The 20,878-nt window shown below is 72.4% G+C and carries 16 protein-coding genes; 8 read left to right on the forward strand and 8 right to left on the reverse strand.

The features are described 5' to 3' along the window. Position 1: 1 nt before the first annotated feature. Genes AB0H81_RS16185 through aceB form a run of 3 tightly spaced genes read right to left on the reverse strand, consistent with a single transcriptional unit; the run spans position 2 to position 4,228 of the window. On the reverse strand, positions 2-1,180 hold the full coding sequence (locus tag AB0H81_RS16185; RefSeq protein WP_358374861.1) for an FAD-binding oxidoreductase: 1,179 nt from the start codon (positions 1,178-1,180) through the stop codon (positions 2-4). Next, complete coding sequence (locus AB0H81_RS16190) at positions 1,180-2,640, reverse strand: FAD-linked oxidase C-terminal domain-containing protein (protein ID WP_358374864.1); 1,461 nt, start codon at positions 2,638-2,640, stop codon at positions 1,180-1,182. Before AB0H81_RS16190 ends, AB0H81_RS16185 begins: the two co-directional genes overlap by 1 nt. Positions 2,641-2,650: 10 nt before the next feature. After that, positions 2,651-4,228, reverse strand: a complete 1,578-nt coding sequence (gene aceB / locus AB0H81_RS16195) for a malate synthase A (protein ID WP_358374867.1) — start codon at positions 4,226-4,228, stop codon at positions 2,651-2,653. Positions 4,229-4,387: 159 nt separating this feature from the next. Here aceB and AB0H81_RS16200 point away from each other — a divergent pair, with 159 nt between their 5' ends. The 5 genes from AB0H81_RS16200 to AB0H81_RS16220 all read left to right on the forward strand — a co-directional run bounded on the left by AB0H81_RS16200 (position 4,388) and on the right by AB0H81_RS16220 (position 10,965). Then, the gene (locus AB0H81_RS16200) at positions 4,388-5,086 is read left to right on the forward strand and encodes a DUF4097 family beta strand repeat-containing protein (protein ID WP_358374869.1); all 699 of its coding nucleotides are present in this window, start codon (positions 4,388-4,390) and stop codon (positions 5,084-5,086) included. A 111-nt stretch (positions 5,087-5,197) separates the two neighbouring features. Next, the gene (hflX, locus tag AB0H81_RS16205) at positions 5,198-6,610 is read left to right on the forward strand and encodes a GTPase HflX (RefSeq protein WP_358374872.1); all 1,413 of its coding nucleotides are present in this window, start codon (positions 5,198-5,200) and stop codon (positions 6,608-6,610) included. 428 nt (positions 6,611-7,038) lie between these two features. Further along, positions 7,039-8,247: an imidazolonepropionase gene (gene hutI / locus AB0H81_RS16210; RefSeq protein ID WP_358374875.1), complete on the forward strand. Its 1,209-nt coding sequence runs from the start codon at positions 7,039-7,041 to the stop codon at positions 8,245-8,247. Positions 8,248-8,289: 42 nt separating this feature from the next. Then, positions 8,290-9,105, forward strand: coding sequence for a DegV family protein (locus AB0H81_RS16215; protein WP_358374878.1), 816 nt, complete (start codon positions 8,290-8,292; stop codon positions 9,103-9,105). Positions 9,106-9,330: 225 nt separating this feature from the next. Beyond that, the gene (locus AB0H81_RS16220; protein WP_358374880.1) at positions 9,331-10,965 is read left to right on the forward strand and encodes a helix-hairpin-helix domain-containing protein; all 1,635 of its coding nucleotides are present in this window, start codon (positions 9,331-9,333) and stop codon (positions 10,963-10,965) included. A 349-nt stretch (positions 10,966-11,314) separates the two neighbouring features. On the opposite strand, the gene AB0H81_RS16225 is transcribed toward AB0H81_RS16220, so the two are convergent. Beyond that, a complete protein-coding gene (locus tag AB0H81_RS16225) occupies positions 11,315-11,644 on the reverse strand; it encodes a hypothetical protein (RefSeq protein ID WP_358374882.1) in 330 nt (109 codons plus the stop codon). Positions 11,645-11,734: 90 nt separating this feature from the next. On the opposite strand from AB0H81_RS16225, the gene AB0H81_RS16230 reads away from it, so the two are divergent. Both AB0H81_RS16230 and holA read left to right on the forward strand, forming a co-directional pair. Continuing rightward, positions 11,735-13,885 (forward strand): ComEC/Rec2 family competence protein, encoded by a 2,151-nt coding sequence (locus AB0H81_RS16230; protein ID WP_358374884.1) that lies wholly within the window; start codon positions 11,735-11,737, stop codon positions 13,883-13,885. Positions 13,886-14,547: 662 nt separating this feature from the next. Then, positions 14,548-15,531 carry a DNA polymerase III subunit delta gene (gene holA, locus AB0H81_RS16235; protein ID WP_358374887.1) on the forward strand — a complete coding sequence of 328 codons (984 nt, stop codon included), beginning with the start codon at positions 14,548-14,550 and terminating at the stop codon, positions 15,529-15,531. Between the two features lie 538 nt (positions 15,532-16,069). On the opposite strand, the gene AB0H81_RS16240 is transcribed toward holA, so the two are convergent. Continuing rightward, positions 16,070-16,555: a MarR family transcriptional regulator gene (locus AB0H81_RS16240; protein WP_358374890.1), complete on the reverse strand. Its 486-nt coding sequence runs from the start codon at positions 16,553-16,555 to the stop codon at positions 16,070-16,072. A gap of 102 nt (positions 16,556-16,657) precedes the next feature. Here AB0H81_RS16240 and AB0H81_RS16245 point away from each other — a divergent pair, with 102 nt between their 5' ends. Further along, positions 16,658-17,875: an MFS transporter gene (locus tag AB0H81_RS16245; protein WP_358374892.1), complete on the forward strand. Its 1,218-nt coding sequence runs from the start codon at positions 16,658-16,660 to the stop codon at positions 17,873-17,875. On the opposite strand, the gene AB0H81_RS16250 is transcribed toward AB0H81_RS16245, so the two are convergent. The 3 genes from AB0H81_RS16250 to AB0H81_RS16260 all read right to left on the reverse strand — a co-directional run. Then, positions 17,805-18,503, reverse strand: a complete 699-nt coding sequence (locus AB0H81_RS16250; RefSeq protein WP_358374895.1) for an ABC transporter ATP-binding protein — start codon at positions 18,501-18,503, stop codon at positions 17,805-17,807. The genes AB0H81_RS16245 and AB0H81_RS16250 overlap by 71 nt on opposite strands. Further along, entirely contained in the window at positions 18,493-19,416 is a 924-nt protein-coding gene (locus AB0H81_RS16255) for an ABC transporter ATP-binding protein (RefSeq protein WP_358374898.1), read from the reverse strand. Before AB0H81_RS16255 ends, AB0H81_RS16250 begins: the two co-directional genes overlap by 11 nt. Positions 19,417-19,523: 107 nt before the next feature. Next, positions 19,524-20,878: FtsX-like permease family protein (locus tag AB0H81_RS16260; RefSeq protein WP_358374901.1), on the reverse strand; the 1,355-nt coding region annotated here is incomplete at its 5' end.

Consider the following 20,878-nt stretch of genomic DNA (forward strand, 5'->3'; position numbering starts at 1 on the left):
GTCAGATCCCTCCCGCGAACCGTCCCGGCGACATCCTGCGCCCGGGGTCGAACTGCTGCTTGACCCGCCGCATCAGCGGCAGCGCGCCGACGGGCCCCCACCGGTCCACGCCCGCGTACGGCGCGGCCAGCACGACCACGGCGTGCGCCCGCTCCCGCAGCGCGGCCACGGCGGCGGACAGCCGCTCCTCGGTGACCTCGCCCGCGGGGGACAGGCGCAGGCGGCCCGAGACGGGCGAGCCGCGCAGCCGCATCCCATGGGCGTCCGCGGCCTCCAGCACCCCGTCGAGCGCGCCGGGCAGGAACCGGGCCTCCACCAGCACCTCCTCGTACTGCACCGGTGCGCCCCACCACGGGGGAGGCTCCGGCGAGACCTCGCCGGCCCCCACCGCGTCGCGCAGGGCCAGGGCTCGCGGCGCGGCGGCCGTGCCCTCGATCAGCGCGGCCATCGCCACCGAGGCCCCGGGGGCGGGCCGGTCGAGCTCGACCGCGCTGGGCTCCGCCTGGGAGGCCGCCAGGACCCCAGCCAGCTCGCGGGGCCGCCCGGCGTCCTCCACCACCAGCCAGCGCCGGTCCGGGGGCAGCGGGTGCAGCCGGAACGCGGCCTCGGCGATCACGCCCAGCGTGCCGTACGAGCCGGTGAACAGCTTGCCCAGGTCGTAGCCCGCGACGTTCTTGACGACCTTGCCGCCCGAGCGGGCCACGGTGCCGTCGGCCAGCACGACCGTGACGCCGATGAGCAGGTCGCGCGGCGCCCCGTAACGGAAGGCGCGCGGGCCGCACGCGGCGGTGGCGAGCGTGCCGCCCACGGTGGCCTCGGGCGGCGCGTCCAGCGCCAGCTCCTGCCCCTCGGCGGCGAGCGCGCCGGCGAGGGCGCCCATCGTCACCCCTGCCTGGACGCGCACCACCAGGTCGCCCGCCGCGTGCTCCAGCACCTGGTTCAGGCAGCACAGGTCGAGCAGCACGTCGCACCGCTGCGGCGGCGCGCCCCAGTGCAGTTTCGTGCCGCCGCCCACCGGCGTGAGCGCGAGATCGCCGTCGGCGCAGGCCCGCAGCACGGCCGAGACCTCCTCGACCGTCTCCGGCAGCGCCACCCAGCGCGGCGCCACCCCGGCCACCGCGTCGTCGGCCACGGCGTCCCTGAGTGTCACGCCGGTGTTCTCCAGCAGCTCGAGCGACATCAGAAGTGCTCCGCCTCCCCGGACTCGACCAGCGGATGGACGCCCTTGCGTACGCCCGGCACCTCGCCGCACAGCCGCGGCGTCGGGAACACCTTGCCCGGGTTGGACAGCCCCCTCGGGTCGAAGGCGCAGCGGACGAGCTGCATGGTGTCCAGGTCGTCGCCGGAGAACATCTTCGGCATGTAGCGGGCCTTGTCCACCCCCACGCCGTGCTCGCCGGTGATCGAGCCGCCGTGCTCCACGCACAGGTCGAGGATCGCGCCCGACACCACCTCGGCCCGCTCGCCCGCGCCCGGGTCGGCGTCGTCGAACAGCACCAGCGGATGCAGGTTGCCGTCACCGGCGTGGAAGACGTTGGCCACCCGGATGCCGTGCTCGGCCGACAGCCGGTCGATGGCGGCCAGCACCCGCGGCAGCGAGGTGCGCGGCACCACGCCGTCCTGCACGATGTAGGCCGGGCTGATGCGCCCCACCGCCGCGAACGCCGACCTGCGGCCCTTCCACACGGCCGCCCGCTCGGCCGGATCGGCCGCCACCCGCATCTCGAACGCGCCCGAGCACAGCTCGCGCAACCGGGCGAACTGCGCCTCCACCTCGGCCGCGGGCCCGTCGAGCTCCACGATCAGCACCGCGCCGGCGCCCTCCGGGTAGGAGCAGGCCACGGCCGCCTCTGCGGCCTCGATGGCCAGCGCGTCCATCATCTCGATCGCCGCCGGCACGATGCCCGCGCCGATGATCGCCGACACCGCCCGGCCGCCCTCCTCGATGCCGCGGAACGCCGCCAGCACGGTCATCACCGCCTCGGGCGCGCGGCTCAGCCGTACCGTGACCTTGGTGGCGATGCCCAGCGTGCCCTCGGAGCCGACGAACGCCCCGAGCAGGTCGTAGCCGGGGTCCATGCGGTCGAGCCGGACCAGGTCGCCGTCGGGGGTGACCACCTCGCACGCCTCGACGTGGTTCACGGTGAAGCCGTACTTGAGGCAGTGGGCGCCGCCGGAGTTCTCGGCCACGTTGCCGCCGATGGAGCAGACCTGCTGGCTGGACGGGTCGGGGGCGTAGTAGTGGCCCTGCTCGCGCACGGCCTCGGTGATGGCGAGGTTCGTGACGCCCGGCTCCACCACGGCCCGGCGGTCGGCCAGGTCGATCTCCAGGACGCGGCGCATCTTCGAGGTGACGATGAGCACGCCGTCCTCGCGCGGCAGCGCGCCGCCCGACAGCCCGGTTCCGGAGCCCCGGGCCACGAACGGCACGCCGTGCTCGTTGCACAGCCGCACCACCAGCGCCACCTGCTCCGCGGTGTCCGGCAGCACCACCACGCCCGGGACGGCCCGGTGGTGGGTCAGGCCGTCGCACTCGTACGTGCGCAGCCGCACGGGATCGGTGATCACCGAGTCGCCGGGCAGCGCCGAGCGCAGGGCGGCCGTCAGGGGAGCGATCGCGGGGGGTGGGCTCGGGGTCATACGGCTCCTCCTACGGCATGCGCGCGTACGCGGGAAGCGTGAGGAACTCGGCGAACTCGTCGTCCAGGGCGACCTCCTTGAACAGCGCCGTGGCCTGAGCGTACAGCTCGGCGTCGTGGCCCGGCTCGGCGGCGATCCCCTCCAGCTCCTCGGCGATGATCTGCTCGACCAGTTCCTTGGTCACCGGCTTGCCGGTGTCGGCCAGCGTGATGTCGTTGTGGATCCACTGCCAGATCTGCGAGCGGGAGATCTCGGCGGTGGCGGCGTCCTCCATGAGGTTGTGGATGGCCACCGCGCCCAGCCCGCCCATCCAGGCGGCCAGGTAGCGCAGTGCCACGTCCACGTTGCTCCGCAGCCCCTTCTCGGTGATCTCGCCGGGCGTCTTCGCCACCGACAGCAGGTCGGCGGCCGAGACGCTGACGTCCTCACGCGTGCGGTCGAGCTGGTTCGGCCGGTCGCCGAGGACCCCGTCGAACACCTCGCGGCAGACCGGCACCAGGTCGGGGTGCGCCACCCACGAGCCGTCGAACCCGTCGCCCGACTCGCGGGTCTTGTCCGCGCGGACCTTCTCCAGCGCCACCGCGTTGACCTCGGGGTCGCGCCGCGACGGGATGAACGCCGCCATGCCGCCGATCGCGTGCGCGCCCCGCTTGTGGCAGGTGCGCACCAGCAGCTCGGTGTACGCGCGCATGAACGGCGCCGTCATGGTGACCGCGTTGCGCTCGGGCAGCAGGAACTCCCGGCCCCGGGTGCGGAACTTCTTGATGACGCTGAACAGGTAGTCCCAGCGGCCGGCGTTAAGCCCCGCCGAGTGCTCGCGCAGCTCGTACAGGATCTCCTCCATCTCGAACGCGGCCGGGTACGTCTCGATGAGCACGGTCGCCCGGATCGTGCCCCGCGGGATGCCGAGCAGCTCCTGCGCGCGGACGAACACGTCGTTCCAGAGCCGCGCCTCCAGGTGCGACTCCATCTTCGGCAGGTAGAAGTACGGCCCCTTGCCCTTGTCGAGCTGCCGCTGGGCGCAGTGGAAGAAGTAGAGGCCGAAGTCGAACAGCGACGCCGACACGGGCCGCCCGTCCACCTTCGCGTGCTTCTCGTCCAGGTGCCAGCCGCGCGGGCGCACGACGATCGTCGCCAGCTCGTCGTCGGGCCGCAGCGCGTACGTCTTGCCGCCGGACTCGAAGTCGATGGTGCGGTCGAGCGCGTCGCGCAGGTTGAGCTGGCCGCCGACGCAGTTGGCCCAGAGCGGGGAGTTGGCGTCCTCGAAGTCGGCCAGCCAGACCTTGGCGCCGGAGTTGAGCGCGTTGATGGTCATCTTGCGGTCGACCGGGCCGGTGATCTCGACCCTGCGGTCCTCCAGGCCGGGCGCGGGCGGGGCGACGCTCCACTCGCTCTCCCTGACCGTCCTCGTCTCGGGCAGGAAGTCGAGCGTGCCGCCGGCCGCCAGCTCCTCCTGCTTGGCCTGCCGCGCCTCGAGCAGCTCCAGGCGGCGCGGGCCGAACTCCCTCTGGAGCGCCGCCACGAAGCCGAGCGCCTCCGGCGTGAGGATCTCGTCGAACCGGTCGAGGATCGGGCCGTTGATCTCCATGTCGCTCCTTTGCTTTTCCATTATGCGGAAAATCGCTTCTGGATTATGGAAGTGAAGCTACTTCATGCCCGTGCCAGGGTCAAAGGTGGGGGTACCCCCGGGACCGCTTAGGGGGCATCCCCGATGCCGGGAAGCCCGTGACGGTGGAGGATTCGGGGCATGAAGACGATCGTGATCGCGGGCGGGCTGCTCGCCTCGGCGGCGCTGCTGACGGGCTGCGGGCTCCAGAGCCTGGCCGGCCCGACGAACCAGGACACCGTTGACTACCAGGTCACCGACAAGGTGGCCCGGCTCCAGGTGAAGAGCGGGGCGGGCGACGTCGCGATCACCGAGTACGACGGCTCCGCCGTGCGCGTCACCGAGACCCTCCAGTGGCGCGAGAGCAAGCCCAAGACCACGCACAAGGTCGAGGGCGACACGCTGATGCTCACCTACACCTGCGACGACGGCCGGTCGAGCTGGCGCAGCTGCCACGTCAACTACAAGGTCGAGGTGCCGAAGAGCCTCGCGGTGACGGTGAAGAACGGTTCCGGCGACATCACGCTCCGGTCGCTCACCGGGGCGACCGAGGTCTCGACCGGCTCGGGCGACGTGGACGGCACCGGACTCGCCGCCAAGTCCACCATCGCCGAGGCGGGCTCCGGCGGCATCGAACTCAAGTACGTGACGGCGCCCGACAGCGTGCAGGTCGACGCCGGCTCGGGCGACATCGGGCTGCGCGTCCCCGACGGCTCGTACGCCGTGACCGTCAAGACCGGCTCGGGCGACGAGGCCATCTCCGTCAAGGACGACGACGCCTCGCCGCACAAGCTCACGTTGGAGGCCGGGTCGGGCGACATCACGGTGTCCCCCGCCTAGACGGGGACCGCGCTTGTTGCTCCGATAACCAGGTGCTCGCATCGCGGATGTCGTGTCACCATCGGGGAAGACACCAAGGTGTCCAGACGTTGCCTATTAGAGATGACACGAATGCACGAATACTCCGCGCTCGAACCGTTCGAGACCGGCGAGATGGATCTAGAGGAACGCCAGGCGCTGCGCCGCGTGGCCGGCCTCTCCACCGAGCTCCAGGATGTCTCCGAGGTCGAATACCGGCAGCTGCGGCTCGAGCGGGTCGTCCTCGTCGGCGTCTGGACCTCGGGCACGGCGGAGGACGCCGAGAACTCCCTGCTGGAGCTGAAGCTCCTGGCCGAGACGGCCGGATCCGAGGTCCTGGAGGGCCTCATCCAGCGCCGTCAGAGGCCCGACCCCGCCACCTACATCGGCTCGGGCAAGGCGCTCGAACTGCGCGACATCGTCGAGTCGACCGGCGCCGACACCGTGATCTGCGACGGCGAGCTGGCCCCCGGCCAGCTCCGCCAGCTCGAGGACACGGTCAAGGTGAAGGTCATCGACCGCACCGCGCTGATCCTCGACATCTTCGCCCAGCACGCCAAGAGCCGCGAGGGCAAGGCCCAGGTCGAGCTGGCCCAGTTGCAGTACCTCCTGCCGCGCCTGCGTGGCTGGGGTGGCAACCTGTCGCGTCAGGTCGGCGGCCGCGCCGCGGGCGGCGTCGGCATCGGCGGCCGCGGCCCCGGTGAGACGAAGATCGAGCTGGACCGCCGCCGCATCCGTGAGCGGATGGCCAAGCTGCGCCGCCAGATCAGCGGCATGTCCACCTCGCGCGAGACCATGCGTCAGCGGCGCGCCAAGCGCGAGGTCCCGGCGGTCGCGATCGCCGGCTACACCAACGCCGGCAAGTCCTCCCTGCTCAACCGCGTCACCGGCGCGGGCGTGCTGGTGGAGGACGCGCTGTTCGCCACGCTCGACCCGACCGTGCGCCGGGCGCGCACGCCGGAGGGCAGGCTGTTCACGATCGCCGACACGGTCGGCTTCGTGCGGCACCTGCCGCACCAGCTCGTCGAGGCGTTCCGCTCCACGCTGGAGGAGGTCGGCGACGCCGACCTGATCCTGCACGTGGTCGACGGCTCGCACCCCGACCCCGAGGGCCAGCTCGCGGCGGTCCGCGAGGTCATCGCCGACATCGAGGGCGCCTCCGAACTGCCCGAGATCGTGGTGATCAACAAGGCCGACGCCGCCGAGCCCGAGGTGCTCGACCGGATCGCCCGCCGCGAGCGCGACAGCATCGTGGTCTCCGCGCGCACCGGCGCCGGGATCCCCGAGCTGATGGAGCTCATCGAGCAGCGGCTGCCCCGGCTCGACCACGAGGTCACGCTGCTCGTCCCGTACGAGCGGGGCGACCTGATCTCGCGGGCCCACAAGGAGGGCGAGGTGCTCTCGGTGGACCACGTCGAGGACGGCACCGTGCTCCACGCGCGGGTGCTGGGCAGCCTGTTCCAGGAATTGGAGCGCGTGGGCAAGCCTGTCGAACGCGTCTCTTAGCATCCCATCCGTTGATGGCATGGTTGGGCAGCTCTGTCGAAATAGTTCGCAGAGCTGCCCAAAGGCGACAGTGGCCGTGGAACCCTCGGATTGCTAGGATATGCCGAGCCTTACCACACTAACGTCGCGGGTTTCAGATGACGGCTGATGCGAATCACGGTGCCTGCGGGGGTCTCAGGGAACGATCGGGGCATGGTGACCACTGGGATGATTGGGCTTTCTTCCGAATAACCCTGTACACCGAGCCAGCCTGTGAAATAACGTAACTGAACTGAAATCGCCGGATCATGAGTCCGGCGATACGGTCACCGCACAGCCAAGCGGATGAGAGCAGGAGACTCCCCCATGTCGTCCCTTCCCGGAGCCGACTCAGTGGGCGCCGCGCGTGCCGTGCGCTGGGTGACGTGCTCGTGCGGGGTGGTGATGCGGTGACCGTTCGGCTGCTGACCAACATCGGCCGCCTGTGGACCGGCAACGAGGTCCTCAGCAACGCGGCCATTCTCGTGCACAACGACCGGATCGCGTGGGTCGGACGGGCTCCCGACCTCCCGCAGAGCGTCCCCGGTGTCGTCGACGACATCGTCGACGTCGACCACGTCGAGAACCTCGGCGGCGCCCTGGTCACCCCCGGCCTCATCGACGCGCACACGCATCCCGTCTACGCCGGCAACCGCTACGCCGAGCTGGCCATCCGCACCAGCGGCTCCACCTCCTCCGCCATCACCGCCGCCGGCGGCGGCGTGGGCTCCACCGTCACCGTGACCCGCGGCACCGACCCGTGGACCCTGTGCAACGGCGTGCGCGAGCGCCTGCGCGGCTGGCTGCTCAGCGGCACCACGACCGTCGAGGCCAAGACCGGCTACCACCTCACCCGCGACGGCGAACTCGCCGACGTGCGGCTCCTGCGCGAGCTGGAGAAGGAGCCGATGATGCCGCGGGTGCACGTCACGTTCCTCGCCGGGCACGTCGTGCCGCCCGAGTACTTCGGCCGCCAGCGCGAATACGTCGAGGCCGTGGGCGCCTGGTGCGCCGACGCCGCGGCGGCGGGCGCCGACAGCGTCGACGTCTACTGCGACGAGGGCCACTTCACCACCGAGGAGTCCCGCTGGGTGCTCGCCTCGGGCCGCAACGTCGGCCTGCTGCCGCGCATCCACGCCGGCCTGTTCAGCCGCCGGGGCGCCGTGCAACTCGCCGCCGAGCTGGGCTGCGCCTCCGCCGACGGCCTCCACCACATGTCCGACGAGGACATCGCGATCATGTCCCGGTACGGCGTGCCCGCCGTGGTCAGCCCGGCCACGGCGCTCCAGCGGGGCAAGCTCCCGCCGGTGCGCCAGATGATCAAGCACGGCGTGCAGATCGCGCTCGGCAGCGACCACAACCCCGGCTACTGCGGCATCACCTCGATGTCGCTGGTCATCGCGCTGGCTGTGTCGGCGTTCGGGATGAGCGTCAACGACGCCCTGCGCGCGGCCACGCTCGGCGGCGCCACGGTGCTCGGCGCGCCCGACCGCGGCGTCCTCGCCCCGGGCCGGCTGGCCGACATCGTCCAGTGGGACGCCGACCACGAAGGCGCCTTCGCCTGGTCCTTCGGCCTCAAGCCGCGCCGGGTGTGGCGAGGCGGCACCCCGGTCCAGTAGGCGTTGAAGGTTGAGCCGGCCGTGACTGGCTACTCTCCCTCCATGCCGCTCTCGGTCGCCGTGGTCACCGACTCCACCGCCTACCTGCCCCCGACGCCGGGAGTCTCGGTCGTCCCCGTTCAGGTGCTGTCGGGCGGCGTTTCCTGCGACGAGGACGCGTTCACCGGCGACCTGCACGCGGCCACCACCTCCCGTCCCGCGCCCGCCCGCTTCGCCTCGTGCTACGCGGCCCTGGCCGCCGCGGGAGCCACAGGGGTGGTGTCGATCCACCTGTCGAGCGAGCTGTCCGGAACGGCGGAGTCGGCCCGGCTCGCCGCCAAGGAGGCGCCGCTGCCGGTGGAAGTGATCGACAGCGGCTCCATCGCCCTGGGACTCGGCTTCCCGGTCCTGGCCGCCGCCGAGGCCGCCGCCCGCGGGGAGGCGCTGGAGGAGGTGGTCCGGGCGGCGCTGGGATGCGCGTCCCGCACCGAGACGTTCTTCTACGCCGACACACTGGAGTTCCTGCGCCGCGGCGGCCGTGTCGGCACGGCGGCGTCGCTGTTCGGCTCGGCACTCGCCATCAAGCCGTTGCTGCACTTCGTGGACGGGCGGGTGACGCTGCTGGAGAAGGTCCGCACGGCCGCGCGGGCCATCGCCCGCCTGGAGGACCTGGCGGTCGCGGCGGCCGGCCACGGCTCGGCGCGGGTGGCGGTCCAGCACCTGGCGGCCTGGGACCGGGCCAGAGCCCTGGCGGAACGCCTGCCGAAACGGCTGCCCGGGGTGACCGACTTACGGCTCGTGGAGGTGGGGGCGGTGATCGGGGTGCACGTGGGGCCGGGCATGCTCGGCCTGACGGTGTGCCCGGACGAGCCCTCGTAGGCGCTCCTCCTCTTTGGAGGTGATCTCCCTGGGCGGTCTGTCTACGCGGTTTGTCCGGGGCGGTGTATCCGACGTGGTGTACCTGGGGCGACGTGTCCGGAGTGTTGTACCTGGGGCGATGTGTCCGGGGTGGTTGTCCACAGCGGGGCGCGGTGATCGAGCCCTCATCCCCAGAACCCCCTTCGCCCGATATCGCCGGTCGGGTGCGGCCGTACGTTCTGGGGCGTGCGTTCCCAGGACCTGATCGACGAGCGGACCGTGGCCGAGGCGCGGCTGCGCTCCCTCACGATTCCTGCTCGCCGCCGCCCCCGCCCGATAGCCGCCCTCCAGAACACCCCAGGCGCGCAGAACGCATCCGCGCCCCCCAACAACCGGGGTGCGCAGAACGTACCTCCGCTCCGGGGCACTCCGGGTGCGGAGAACGTGTCCACGTTCCCGGGCACTCCGGATGCGCTGAACGCCTCCCCGCTCACGAACACCACCCCCGCCCTCCAGCAGCCCCCTTCAGGCCGGCTCCCGGCACACGCACCGGCCCTACAAGCCGAGCCCCAGGCCAAGGCCGCGCAGCAAGACCACCCCCAGCCCGCCACCCCAACCGCCCCCTCCATCCGCACTCCCAGCCGCCGACACCCGTACACGCGCGCCACCGACCAGGCAGCTACCGACCAGGCAGCCACCGACCAGCCGGCCGCCCACTCCGCTGACGTTCATCCTGTTGACATCGCCCCGAGCGACGCCGCCCCTCACGAGGTTCACGACGTACACGGCGTTCACGACGTTCACCAAGCACAGGCCGGCACCCACGCCCATCGAGACGTCCACTTCTCGAACGCCGTCCCTGACGACAGCCGTCCTCTCAACGCCGACCGATCACACCCCCACCCTCATGTCGCCCACCCGGGAATCGCCAACCCCCGCGACACCAACCCCACAGACCGGCGATCCCTGACCGCTACCTCCTGGGACGCGCTCACTGACAACGGCCACGCCAGGGACACGCACGCCCATGTCCCGCATGTCTTGGACACCCACGCCCATGACCCGCACCCGCATCCGCACCGGTACCCGCACGCGCACGACATCGCCATCCCGAACAGCCACCCCCAGAGCACCTACGCCCTCATCCCTCACGCCGCCGACACCGAGACCCTGGGCGATGAGATGACGACGGCGACACCGGACCCACTGGCACCCCCTCCACCACTGGCCCCGCGCCTGCCCCCCTCCTTCGAGGCGTTCCGCGCAGCCGTCTCCGCCAAGGCCCCAGCCCTTGACCCCGGCCGCCCGGGCCTGCGCGTACTCCCTCTCCTGGCCGTCCTGGCGGCACTGGCCGCAGGCGTCTTCCTCTGGCGTTCAGAACCAACCCCGGAGCCGCTCCCCGTCGCATCTCCCGCACCGCAGGTGTCCCGTCCAGCGCCGCCTCACTCGCCGACCCCCACGGCAGAGGTCACCGTCCACATCACCGGCAAGGTACGCAAGCCCGGCATGTACACCCTCCCCATGGGCGCCCGCGTGGCCGACGCGGTGAAGGCCGCCGGGGGAGTGCGTCAGCCCGCAGCGGCGGCCTCGGTCAACCTCGCCAGACGCCTCGTCGACGGCGAACAGATCACCGTGGGCGCCCCCGGTTCCGGCAACGCCCCCGCCCCACCTCTCGCGGACCCCGCCGCCACGATCCTCGACCTCAACACCGCCACCCCCGACCAGCTGGAGCAGCTCCCCGGCGTAGGCGAAGTCCTGGCGGCCCGCATCGCCGAGTTCCGCACCGCCCACGGCGGTTTCACGAGCGTGGCCCAGCTCCAGGAAGTCCCAGGCATCGGTGCCAAGAAGTATGAGGAAATCAAGGACAAGGTCCGCATCTGACATGCCCCGCCACCCCACCCCCAGGTCAGCCTCCGATGCGCCCTGCGATTCCGCCTCCGCATCGGCCGTCGACGCGCCGTACGACTCCGCCCCCGGGCCGGCCGTCGACGCGCCGCACGACTCCGCCCCCAGGTCGGCCCTCGACATGCCCCGCGATCGAGTCCCCAGCCGACGCCCAGTCACGACACCAGCCCCGGAAACAGATCGAGCGGCCGCCGGCGCTCACATCTGGCTCCTCACGGGCCCCGCCCTGGCCACCTGGGCCGTAACCCTGGTACTCCTTCACAGTTCTCCCGCTGTCGGTTTCACCGTGTCAGCGTTCGCCGCACTGGGAGCCCTCGCCGCGGCATCAATCACACGCCGCCACCGCCGCCCCCAGGGAGCCGCCCCCCACACAGACGAGCACTCCAGAGGCGTCCTTCGCACAGGCCGCTCCCATGAAGGCCACCTCCACACAGACGAGCACTCCCACGGAGGCCATCTCCGTGCGGACGGTCACCCTCACCCAGCAGACCAGCTCGGCGCGGACGGCCACTCCCGCCCAGGAGTGCACCACCCCCATGCAGGCGAGCACCACGTAGGCAATCGACCCCGCGGCGGCCAGCACCCTCACCAAGAAGACGTTTATGAAGGAAGTCACCAAGGAGACCTTTGTGAACGGAGTCACGGAGACGTTCACGAAGGCAACTGTCACGGGAGGGAGTGCCACCAGAGCCATGCATACCGCCCACGGCCTTGGCGCAATCTGATCATCGCCACCCTGGCCTGCATGGCCGCCGCCTCCATGTCCGTGGCCGTGCGCGTTCACGCCGTCACCACCGGCCCCGTCGCCGTGCTCGCCCGCCAAGGCGCGACGATCAACGCCGAGATCACCCTCACCGACGACCCCAAGATCAAGCTCGGCCGGTTCCACCAGGAGCAGGTCGTCGTCCACGCCACACTCGATGTCTACCGGACACCCCGCCGCCGCGAAGCCGTGAGCCTCCCCGTCCTCGTCCTCGCTCACGGCCCCGCATGGCGTCCCCTCCTCCCCAGCCAGCGCGTCGAGGTGACCGCGCGCCTAGCCGCCCCCACGCCGGGCGAGCTGACCGCCGCCGTCCTGCTCGTCCGTGGAACCCCCAGCGTCCTCACGCCCCCGAGCCGCGTCCAAGCCGTGGCGGGCACCCTGAGAGAGGGCCTGCGCACAGCGGCCGACGTCCTCCCCGCCGACCAGCGCGGCCTCCTGCCGGGCCTCGTCGTGGGCGACATCTCACGCATGGACCCCCAAGTCAGTGCGGACCTCAAGGACTCCGGCCTCAACCACCTCAATGCCGTGAGCGGCACCAACCTGTCCATCGTGGCGGGCGCGGCGCTTGCCCTCTCCCGCCTCGCCGGACTACCGCTCACCCTCAGAGCAGGTTTCGCCGCCGTGGCGATGATCGGTTTCGCCGTGGTCGCCAGACCCTCGCCGAGCGTGCTGCGAGCCCTCCTCATGGGACTGGTCGCCGCCATCGCCCTCGGCACCGGCCGCCCCAGGGACGGCATCGCCGCTCTCTCAGCGACGGTGCTCCTGCTGATCCTCTTCTCACCCGACCTGGCGGTCTCGTACGGCTTCGCCCTCTCCGTCTGCGCGACGGCCGGTATCCTCCTCCTGGGGCCCCGCTGGCGCGACCGGCTGACCCTGAGGACGAGATTGCCCGGGTGGGCGGCCGAGGCCGTCGCCGTGCCCGCCGCCGCGCAGGTCGCCGTGACACCGGTGCTCGTGCTCATGGGCGGTCAGGTGTCCCTGGCCGCGATCCCGGCCAACCTGCTCGCCGGCCCGGCGGTGGCGCCCGCGACACTGCTCGGGTTCGCCGCCGCGCTGGTGGCGCCGTTCTGGCCGGCGGCGGCACAGCTGATCGTCGTCCCTGCCGGCTACGCGGTGGGCTGGATCATCATGGTGGCCCGCTGGGCCGTGGGGCTCCCGCTCGCGACCCTGCCCTGGCCCGGTGGCGTCACGGGTCTCGGCCTGCTCGCCCTGGCGGCCGTCGCCGTGACGCTGTTGCTCAGGAGCCGCGCCTGGAGGGGCGCGGCGCTGGCGATAGCGGCGGGCGCGCTGGTCGTGCTGCTGATCGTACGACCGATCGTCGCTCCGTGGCCGCCGAAGGCATGGCTGATGGTGGTGTGCGACGTCGGCCAGGGCGACGGCCTGGTCCTCGCGGCGGGCCCGGGACGGGGCGTCGTGGTCGACACCGGCCCCGACCCCGTCACCATGGACCGCTGCCTGCGACGGCTGGGCGTGACCGACGTCCCGCTGGTCATCCTCACCCACCCGCACGCCGACCACATCGACGGGCTGTCCGGCGTCCTGAGAGGCAGGCGGGTGGGGGCCGTCGTCGTCAGCCCGCAGCGCAGTCTCGCCCAGCAGGCGTCCCGGCTGTCGGCGGACCTGGCCCGGCGCCGCATCCCGCAATGGACGGCGCCGCCGGGCACCCATTGGCGGCTGGGCCCGTCCGAGCTGACCGTCCTGGCCCCCGAACCCACCCGCTCCGCGTCCGCCGGCCAGGGCGAGGGCAGTGCGGCCAACAACTCCAGTGTCGTCGTCCACGTCCGCTGGCGGGCAGGCTCGGCGCTGCTGAGCGGCGACATCGAGACCGAGGCCCAGGACGACCTGCTGCGCGGCGGCCTGCTTCCCCCAGCCGACATCCTCAAGGTCCCGCACCACGGCTCTCCCAGACAGGACCCCGCCTTCTTCACCGCCGTGGGCGCCCGCGCCGCCCTGATCAGCGTGGGGGCGGACAACGACTACGGCCATCCGGCGCAACCCACGCTGTCTCTCCTGCAGCGCCTCGGCGCCCGCGTGTACCGCACGGACCACTCGGGAGATCTCGCGGTGGTGGAACGGGAGGGACGCCTGGCCATCATGTCCAGGGGCCGCCAAGAGGCGGCTCGACCTCCGTGACCGTAGCGGCCAAGAGGCGGCTCGACCTCCGTGACCGTAGCGGGCAAGAGGCTGCTCGACCTCCGTGACCCTAGCCGGTGCGAGGTGGCCGGCTCCCTGCCCTGAGAAGGGGAGCTCAAGCCTGGGGACGGCGAGTCGTGGATCGCTCGTGCCTCGACGGCCGTGACATGGAGTCAAGAACGCGTTCGGGGGGATCACACGTGCCCGTTCCGGGACTCGCACAGTCAATGACGAAGTCCGGGGATCGGCGAGGATCTCCAAGGCACTCGCATCGGGCTGATGACCGACTGGGTTCTCAGGCGATGGCCTGGCTCACGGAGCAGAACGCAATGGTGCCCCGATCGAGAGTTCGGCCGGCTCGGCGAACAGCTCGTCCGCTGTGGGGGAGCCAGCTACTCCCCATCGGGAAGGGTGGACGTCTCCTTCGGGTAGGCCGTCCCGGGTTCGTGCATACTCCCGGGGCGCCCATCAGGGCGATGGTGTCTTGGGTGCTACGGGAAAGGGTGTCTCTGGGGGACCGGGGTGATGATGACCCGGCGGCACCGCTTGGACGACGGTGAACCGCGACACAGCCAGGGCGATTCGCGGCGCCGCGCCCGCCCAGTGGTGTCGGCGTCGGCGAGTGCCTGGTTGCGAGTACCAGGTTGTCGGTGGAGCGTGGGATGCTGCTCGACATGGCGGGAAGCGATCCAGCACTGGTGACCCTGGTCGTCGGCGACGAGGAGTTGCTGGCCGAGCGGGCCGTCGGCGCCGTCGTGGCGGCGGCGCGGGCCACAGACCCGGGAGCCGAGGTGCATGACCTCGTGGGGTCCAAAGTGGCGACCGGGGAACTGGTCCAGCTCACCTCGCCGTCGCTGTTCGGCGACCGGTCCGTGGTGGTGATCAGGTCCGCGCAGGACCTGGCGAAGGAGGTCGCCGCCGAGGTCGTGACCTACGCCTCCCATCCGTCGGGCGACACCGTGCTCGTTCTGGCGCACCCCGGCGGCGCGAAGGGCAAGGCGCTCGTCGACGGGCTCAAGAAGGCCAAGGCGCACGTCGTCACCGTGACCAAGCCGACCAAGGCGGGGGAGCGGCTCGACTTCATCAAGAACGAGTTCAAGCGGGCCGGCCGCTCGATCGCCCCCGACGCCGCGCAGGCATTGCTCGACGCCGTGGGCAACGATCTTCGCGAGCTGGCCGCCGCGTGCAGCCAGCTCAGCTTCGACACCGAGGAGAAGACGGTCAGCGTCGCCGCCGTGGCCCGTTACCACAAGGGGCGGGCCGAGGTCACGGGGTTCAACGTGGCGGACGCGGCGGTGGAGGGGCGGCTGGCCGAGGCCCTGGAGCAGTTGCGCTGGGCGCTCGGCACCGGGGTCGCTCCCGTGCTGCTGGTCAGCGCGCTGGCGGGTGGGCTGAGGTCGATCGCCAAGGTCGCCGGGGCTCCTCGCAACCTCCGGGGTGGCCAGCTGGCGAGCCACCTGGGCATGCCGCCCTGGAAGATCGATCGCGTCAGACGGCAGGTCAACGGCTGGGGTCCGCAGGGGTTGTCGCGGGCGATCCAGGCGGTGGCCGACGCCGACGAACAGGTCAAAGGCGGCGGCGCCGACCCGGCGTACGCGCTGGAGCACGCGGTCCAGGTCATCGTGGCCAGCCGCACAGGTCGCTAGGACACTCACAGGGCGTGGACTCGTTCTCGCTGGGGTCCTTGCAGGCGTGGCCCTGCGCAGGGTCGCTAGGGTCCCGTGGGCGTGCGCTGGGGGGCTAGGGCCTCCTGGGGGCGTGGCTCCGCGCGGTCGCTCGGGTCCTGTGGGGCGTCCGCTGGGTCGCCGGGGCTCTCAGGGCGTGGCTTGGGGCGGTGGTTCGGGTCCTTGGGGCGTGCGCTGGGTGGCTAAGGCCCTCGCTCGGGTGTGACACTGGGTCCCCAGGATCCCACGAGTGTGACAAGGCGCCAGGAACTCACGGCCCGTTCGCGTAGTGTTCCCGGTGTTGTGAGTTCGGGCAGCGGTCGGTGATCGACGCGTGCGGACGTGCTGGTGGGCAGTGACGGTGCCCGTCTCTTCACAGAGGATGACAGGGCCTGACCTTCCTCGGGGACCCGACGGCGCTGATCTCTCCCCGGGGAGCGCTCGTCCCTGAGCGCGAGCAGGGTGGGTCGGGCCACCACACGCGAGCCGTGGCCGGTGAGGCACGGCACGGCCGGGCGGGTCAGCGGTGGGATTCGGCCTGGTGGAGGAGGCGTTTGAGGAGGGCGTCCAGGGTCTGCTGCTCGCTCGGGTCCAGGATCGACACCAACTCCGACTCCACGCGCCCCCGGATGGCCATCGCCTCCGTCCACAGCTCGTGCCCCTTGGGGGTCAGCTCCACGTCCACCCGGCGGCGGTCACCCGCCCCGCGGACGCGGCGTACCAGGCCGGAGCGCTCCAGCGTGTCGAGGCGGCCGGTCATTCCCGCCGGTGACAGCAGGAGTTCCGCCGCGAGCTCCGACGGCGTGGCGGAGCCTCCGGCCGCCGCCAGCCGGTGCAGCGTCTCGAACTCGAAGTCCTGCATCCCCACCTGGGCCAGCGCCGCCTCCTTGGTGTGCAAGAGGTGCTTGACCAGGAACTGCATCCGCGTGACGACGCCCTCCACCCGCTCGTCGTAGGGCGCCTTGCCGCGCCAGCGCGCCAAGTGTCGATCGACCGAGTCCTCCACGACCCTGATCATACGTCCCACGAATCATTCGGCAGCGAAGGATGAGGCGACCACAAGTAATTCGTTGACGAAAGGTTTGCTGGCGAAATATGCTCCCGGCTCATGACACGTCGCCTGCTGTGGGGTCGTGGGCTGTCCGCCCTGGCCACCGCACTGATCCCCACGACCCTCACCCTCGCCGTCCTCCGCATCCCGGGACAGGGTTCCGGCGGTCTGGGGGTGGTGCTCGCGTGCGAGCTGGTCCCGCTGCTCGTGTTCCTCCCCGTCGGCGGGGTGCTGGCCGATCGGCTGCGTCCCGAGCGGGTGATCCTGCTGGCCGATCTCGTACGCTGCCTGGCCCAGGTCGCGATCGGCGCCGAACTGATCGCCGGGTCCGGGCGCCTGGCCGTGCTCGCCGTGCTGTCGGCGGTGTCCGGTGTGGCCATCGCGTTCGGCCTGCCGGCCGTGCCACGCCTGGTGGCGGCCGTGGTGCCCGCGTCCGACCGGCTGCGCGTGAACGCCCGCATCGGCGTCGTGACGAGCGTGTCGGGCGTGGCCGCCCCCGCGCTGGCCGGAGGCATGGCGATGGCCGTGGGCCCGGGCTGGGCCGCCGCGCTGACGGGCCTGCTGTTCGCCGGCTCGGCCCTCACCCTGGGAGGGATACGCACACCGGCGGCCTCCACGGAGTCCCGGAACGAGGCGAAGCGGTTCGGGCGGGAGCTGGCCGAGGGGTGGCGGGAGGTCAGGGTACGGCCCTGGTTCCTGCGCAGCGTCCTCGGCCACGGCGTCTGGCACTTCACCGCCGGCCTCTTCCTCACCCTCGGTCCCCTGACCGCCGTCGGCAGGCTCGGCGGCGAGGGCGCGTGGGTCCTGGTCGCGCAGGCCGGCACGGCCGGGCTGGTCCTGGGGGTGCTGCTGGCGCCGCGCCTGCCGATCCGCCGGCCGATCGTCGTGGTGCAGGTCGCCGCCGCCCTGTACGCCCTGCCGCTGGCGGCCCTGGCCGTCCCGCTGCCCGCCTGGGCCGTGGCGGGCGCCTACTTCGCGGCCATGTGCGGCCTCGGCGTGCTGAGCCCGCTGTGGGAGACCGTCGTGGCGCAGGAGATCCCGGAGGGCGCGCTCGGCCGGGTACGGTCGCTGGACCAGCTCATCTCGTTCGCGGCACGGCCGTTCGGGCTGGCCGTGGCCGTGCCGCTGGCCGGGCTGACCGGCGCGGCCGGGCTGCTGCTCGCGGCCGGGGCGCTGGTCGCCGCGGCGAACCTGGCGGCGATCGTCAGGACTCCTGCGGCACCACTTCCCGCAGAACCCCGTCGGCGATCTCCAGCACCCGGTCCGCGAGCGTGATGAGGCCCGGGTCGTGGGTGGCGACCAGGGCCGTCACGCCCTCGCCGCGCACCAGCGCCCGCAGCAGCTCCATGATCTGCCGCCCGGTCTGCGAGTCGAGCTGCGCGGTGGGCTCGTCGGCCACCAGCAGCCGCGGCCGGTTGGCGAGGGCCCGGGCGATGGCCACGCGCTGCCGCTGCCCGCCCGACAGCTCGTACGGCCGCTGGTTGCCGTGCTTGTCCAGCCCCACGAGGGCGAGCAGCATCCGCACCCGCTCCTCCCGCTCGGCGGCCGGCGCGCGGTTCAGCCGCATCGGCACGCCGACGTTCTCCGCCGCGGACAGCACCGGCACCAGCCCGAACGACTGGAACACGAACCCGACCACCTCCCGGCGCAGCCCCACCAGGTCGTCCTCGGCCATGGCCGTGACCTCCTGCCCGGCGACGACCACCCGGCCGGCGTCGGGCCGGTCGAGGCCCCCGATCTGGTTGAGCAGCGTGGTCTTGCCCGACCCGGAGCGCCCGCGGATCGCGATCAGCTCGCCGGGGAACGCCTCGAACGTCACCTCCCGCAGGGCCACGACCTCCTTGGGCCCGGTCCGGTAGACCTTGCGCAGCCCCTCGACCACGACCAAGGGCTCACTGCTCACCCGAGGGCTCCTCTCTGGCGGGCCATACGCCGATATGGTCGGATTCGAGCTCCAGGCGTACCCGTCGCTCCATGTTCAGGGCGTTCATGAAGTCGCGCGGGAGCTGCAGCCGCCCGACCCGGTCGAGCACGGCGTACTCCTCGGCGACGACCTGCCCCTCCGCGCCCTCCCGGCGCAGCGTCTCGCTGCTGGTACGGCCGTCGCGGATGCCGATCGTCCGGTCCACCTGCTCCGACACGAGCGGGTCGTGGGTCACGATCACCACGGTCACGCCCAGCTCCCTGTTGGCCGTGCGCAGGGCGTCGAACACCTCCTCGGAGGTGTCGCTGTCCAGCTCGCCGGTGGGCTCGTCGGCCAGGATGAGCTGCGGGGAGTTGGCCAGCGCGACGGCGATGGCCACGCGCTGCTGCTCGCCGCCGGACAGCTCGCCGGGTCTGCGCCCGGCCCGGTCGGCGACCCCGAGCAGCTCGAGCAGCTCCATCGCCCGGCCCTGCCCGCGGCGGCCGGCCAGCCGTACCGGCAGCTCGGTGTTCTCGCGCGCGGTCAGGTACGGGAGGAGGTTGCGCGCCGTCTGCTGCCAGATGAACCCGACCACCTCCCGCCGGTACCGCAGCCGGTCCTTGGCCGTCATCGACAGCAGGTCCATGCCCGCCACCCTGGCCACGCCCGCGGTGGGCACGTCCAGGCCGGACAGCACGTTGAGCAGGGTGGACTTGCCGGAGCCGGACGCGCCGACGACGGCGACCAGCTCGCCCTCGTCGATGAGCAGGTCCAGGCCCTGGAGGGCGACCACCTCGACGCCCTCGGTCTTGTAGATGCGGACGAGGTTGTCGCACACGATGTGGGCGTCGCCGCCGAAGGAGGCCCTGGGCGCACCGGCCCGGGCCTCCAGCTCGGACAAGGTGGGATTCATGGCGGGATCACCTGCTCGCGAAGGGGGCGGGGTCGGTCGTATGGAGCCTGCTCGCCAAGGGGCGGGGTCGGTCATGTGGAGCCTGCTCGTGAAGGGGGCGTGGCGGGTCATGTGAGGTCGCCCGTTCGGAGGAGCGCCGCCCCGGAGCCGCGCCCGCGCCCCGTCGCCGCCTGGAGGTACGCGCCGAGCCCGGCGGCCGCCGCGAGCCCCGCCGCCAGCAGCAGCGGTACGGCCAGGTCCGGGGCGTACCCCTGGACGGCCACCCCGCCCGCGTACGACGACAGGTCGATGCCGGGCCCGAGTGCCGCCGGGAGGGCGAGCCCCAGCCCGAGGCCGGCCAGGGCGGTGACGAGCACCAGCGGCAGGATCTCCAGGGTGGTCAGCCCGCGCGCCTGCCGCTCCGACAGCCCGAGCGGACGCAGGAAGGCCAGCGCCCGCGTCCGGTCCGCCGCCCCGATCACCAGCATGACGACCACGGCGACCAGCGCGTACGCGGCCAGGGCCAGGGTAGTGATCCACAGGACGGCCCGCACGGTGCCGGTGAGCGGGGCGTTCCGGATCGCGGCCAGCTCGTCGGCCTGGGAGGTCACGACCGCGAGCGGCTGCCCGACGGCCCGGGCCACCGCCGCCGGGTCGGCGTCGCCCTTGACGAGCAGCGTGTTCACGGACGGCCGCGCGTTCACCCGCGGCGGCGCCACCAGGAACTTGCCCCGCGTGAAGAACCCGGGCACGGCCGTGACCACGCCGGCCTCGGTGACCTTCGTGCGGGCGTGCCAGCCGATGTCCATCGTGCCGCGCCCGCGCAGCTCCGGCGACACCAGCACGGGCAGCCCCGAGGCGGACGCGGGCGGCGCGGGCAGGCCGACCGGCGAGTCCTCCAGCACCCGCCGCCAGGCCGCCACGTCCACGGCGACGGCCTCGGCCCGCTCGCCGGTGTAGCCGAGCTGCACCTGCCCGGTCTGCGCGGGCACCACCAGCTCCACGCCGGGCACCGCCCTGACCCGTTCCACCGCGCCGGCGGGCAGCTCGACCCGGGACGTCACCTTGATCGGCGCGCCGACGGCCTGCCAGGCGGCCTGCCGCTGCGCCTTCTCCACACCACTGGAGATCACCGAGGCGAACACCGACACGGCCAGCGCCGGCAGCAGGATGAGCACCGGCAGCACGCTGGCCGGCCGCGCCCTGGCCGCCCGGGTCAGGCCGAGGTACGGCACGGCCGCCCGGCCGCGCGAGGCCAGCCGTACGAGGAGGCGGAGGGGGTACGGGTAGCAGCGGATCGTGATCAGCGCGGCGGCCACGGTCAGCGCCACCGGCACGACCAGCAGGAACGGGTCGTCGCCGGCCGCGCCCGCGAGGCTGCGGGAGCGCAGCAGGTACGCCCCGGCCAGCGCGAGCACCACGACCAGCGCCTCCAGCGTGGTCCGGCGCAGCGGCGGCCGGGCGGCGGCGACGTCGTCGCGGC

The sequence above is a fragment of the Nonomuraea sp. NPDC050691 genome (assembly GCF_040654455.1).
Classification (GTDB): Bacteria; Actinomycetota; Actinomycetes; order Streptosporangiales; family Streptosporangiaceae; genus Nonomuraea.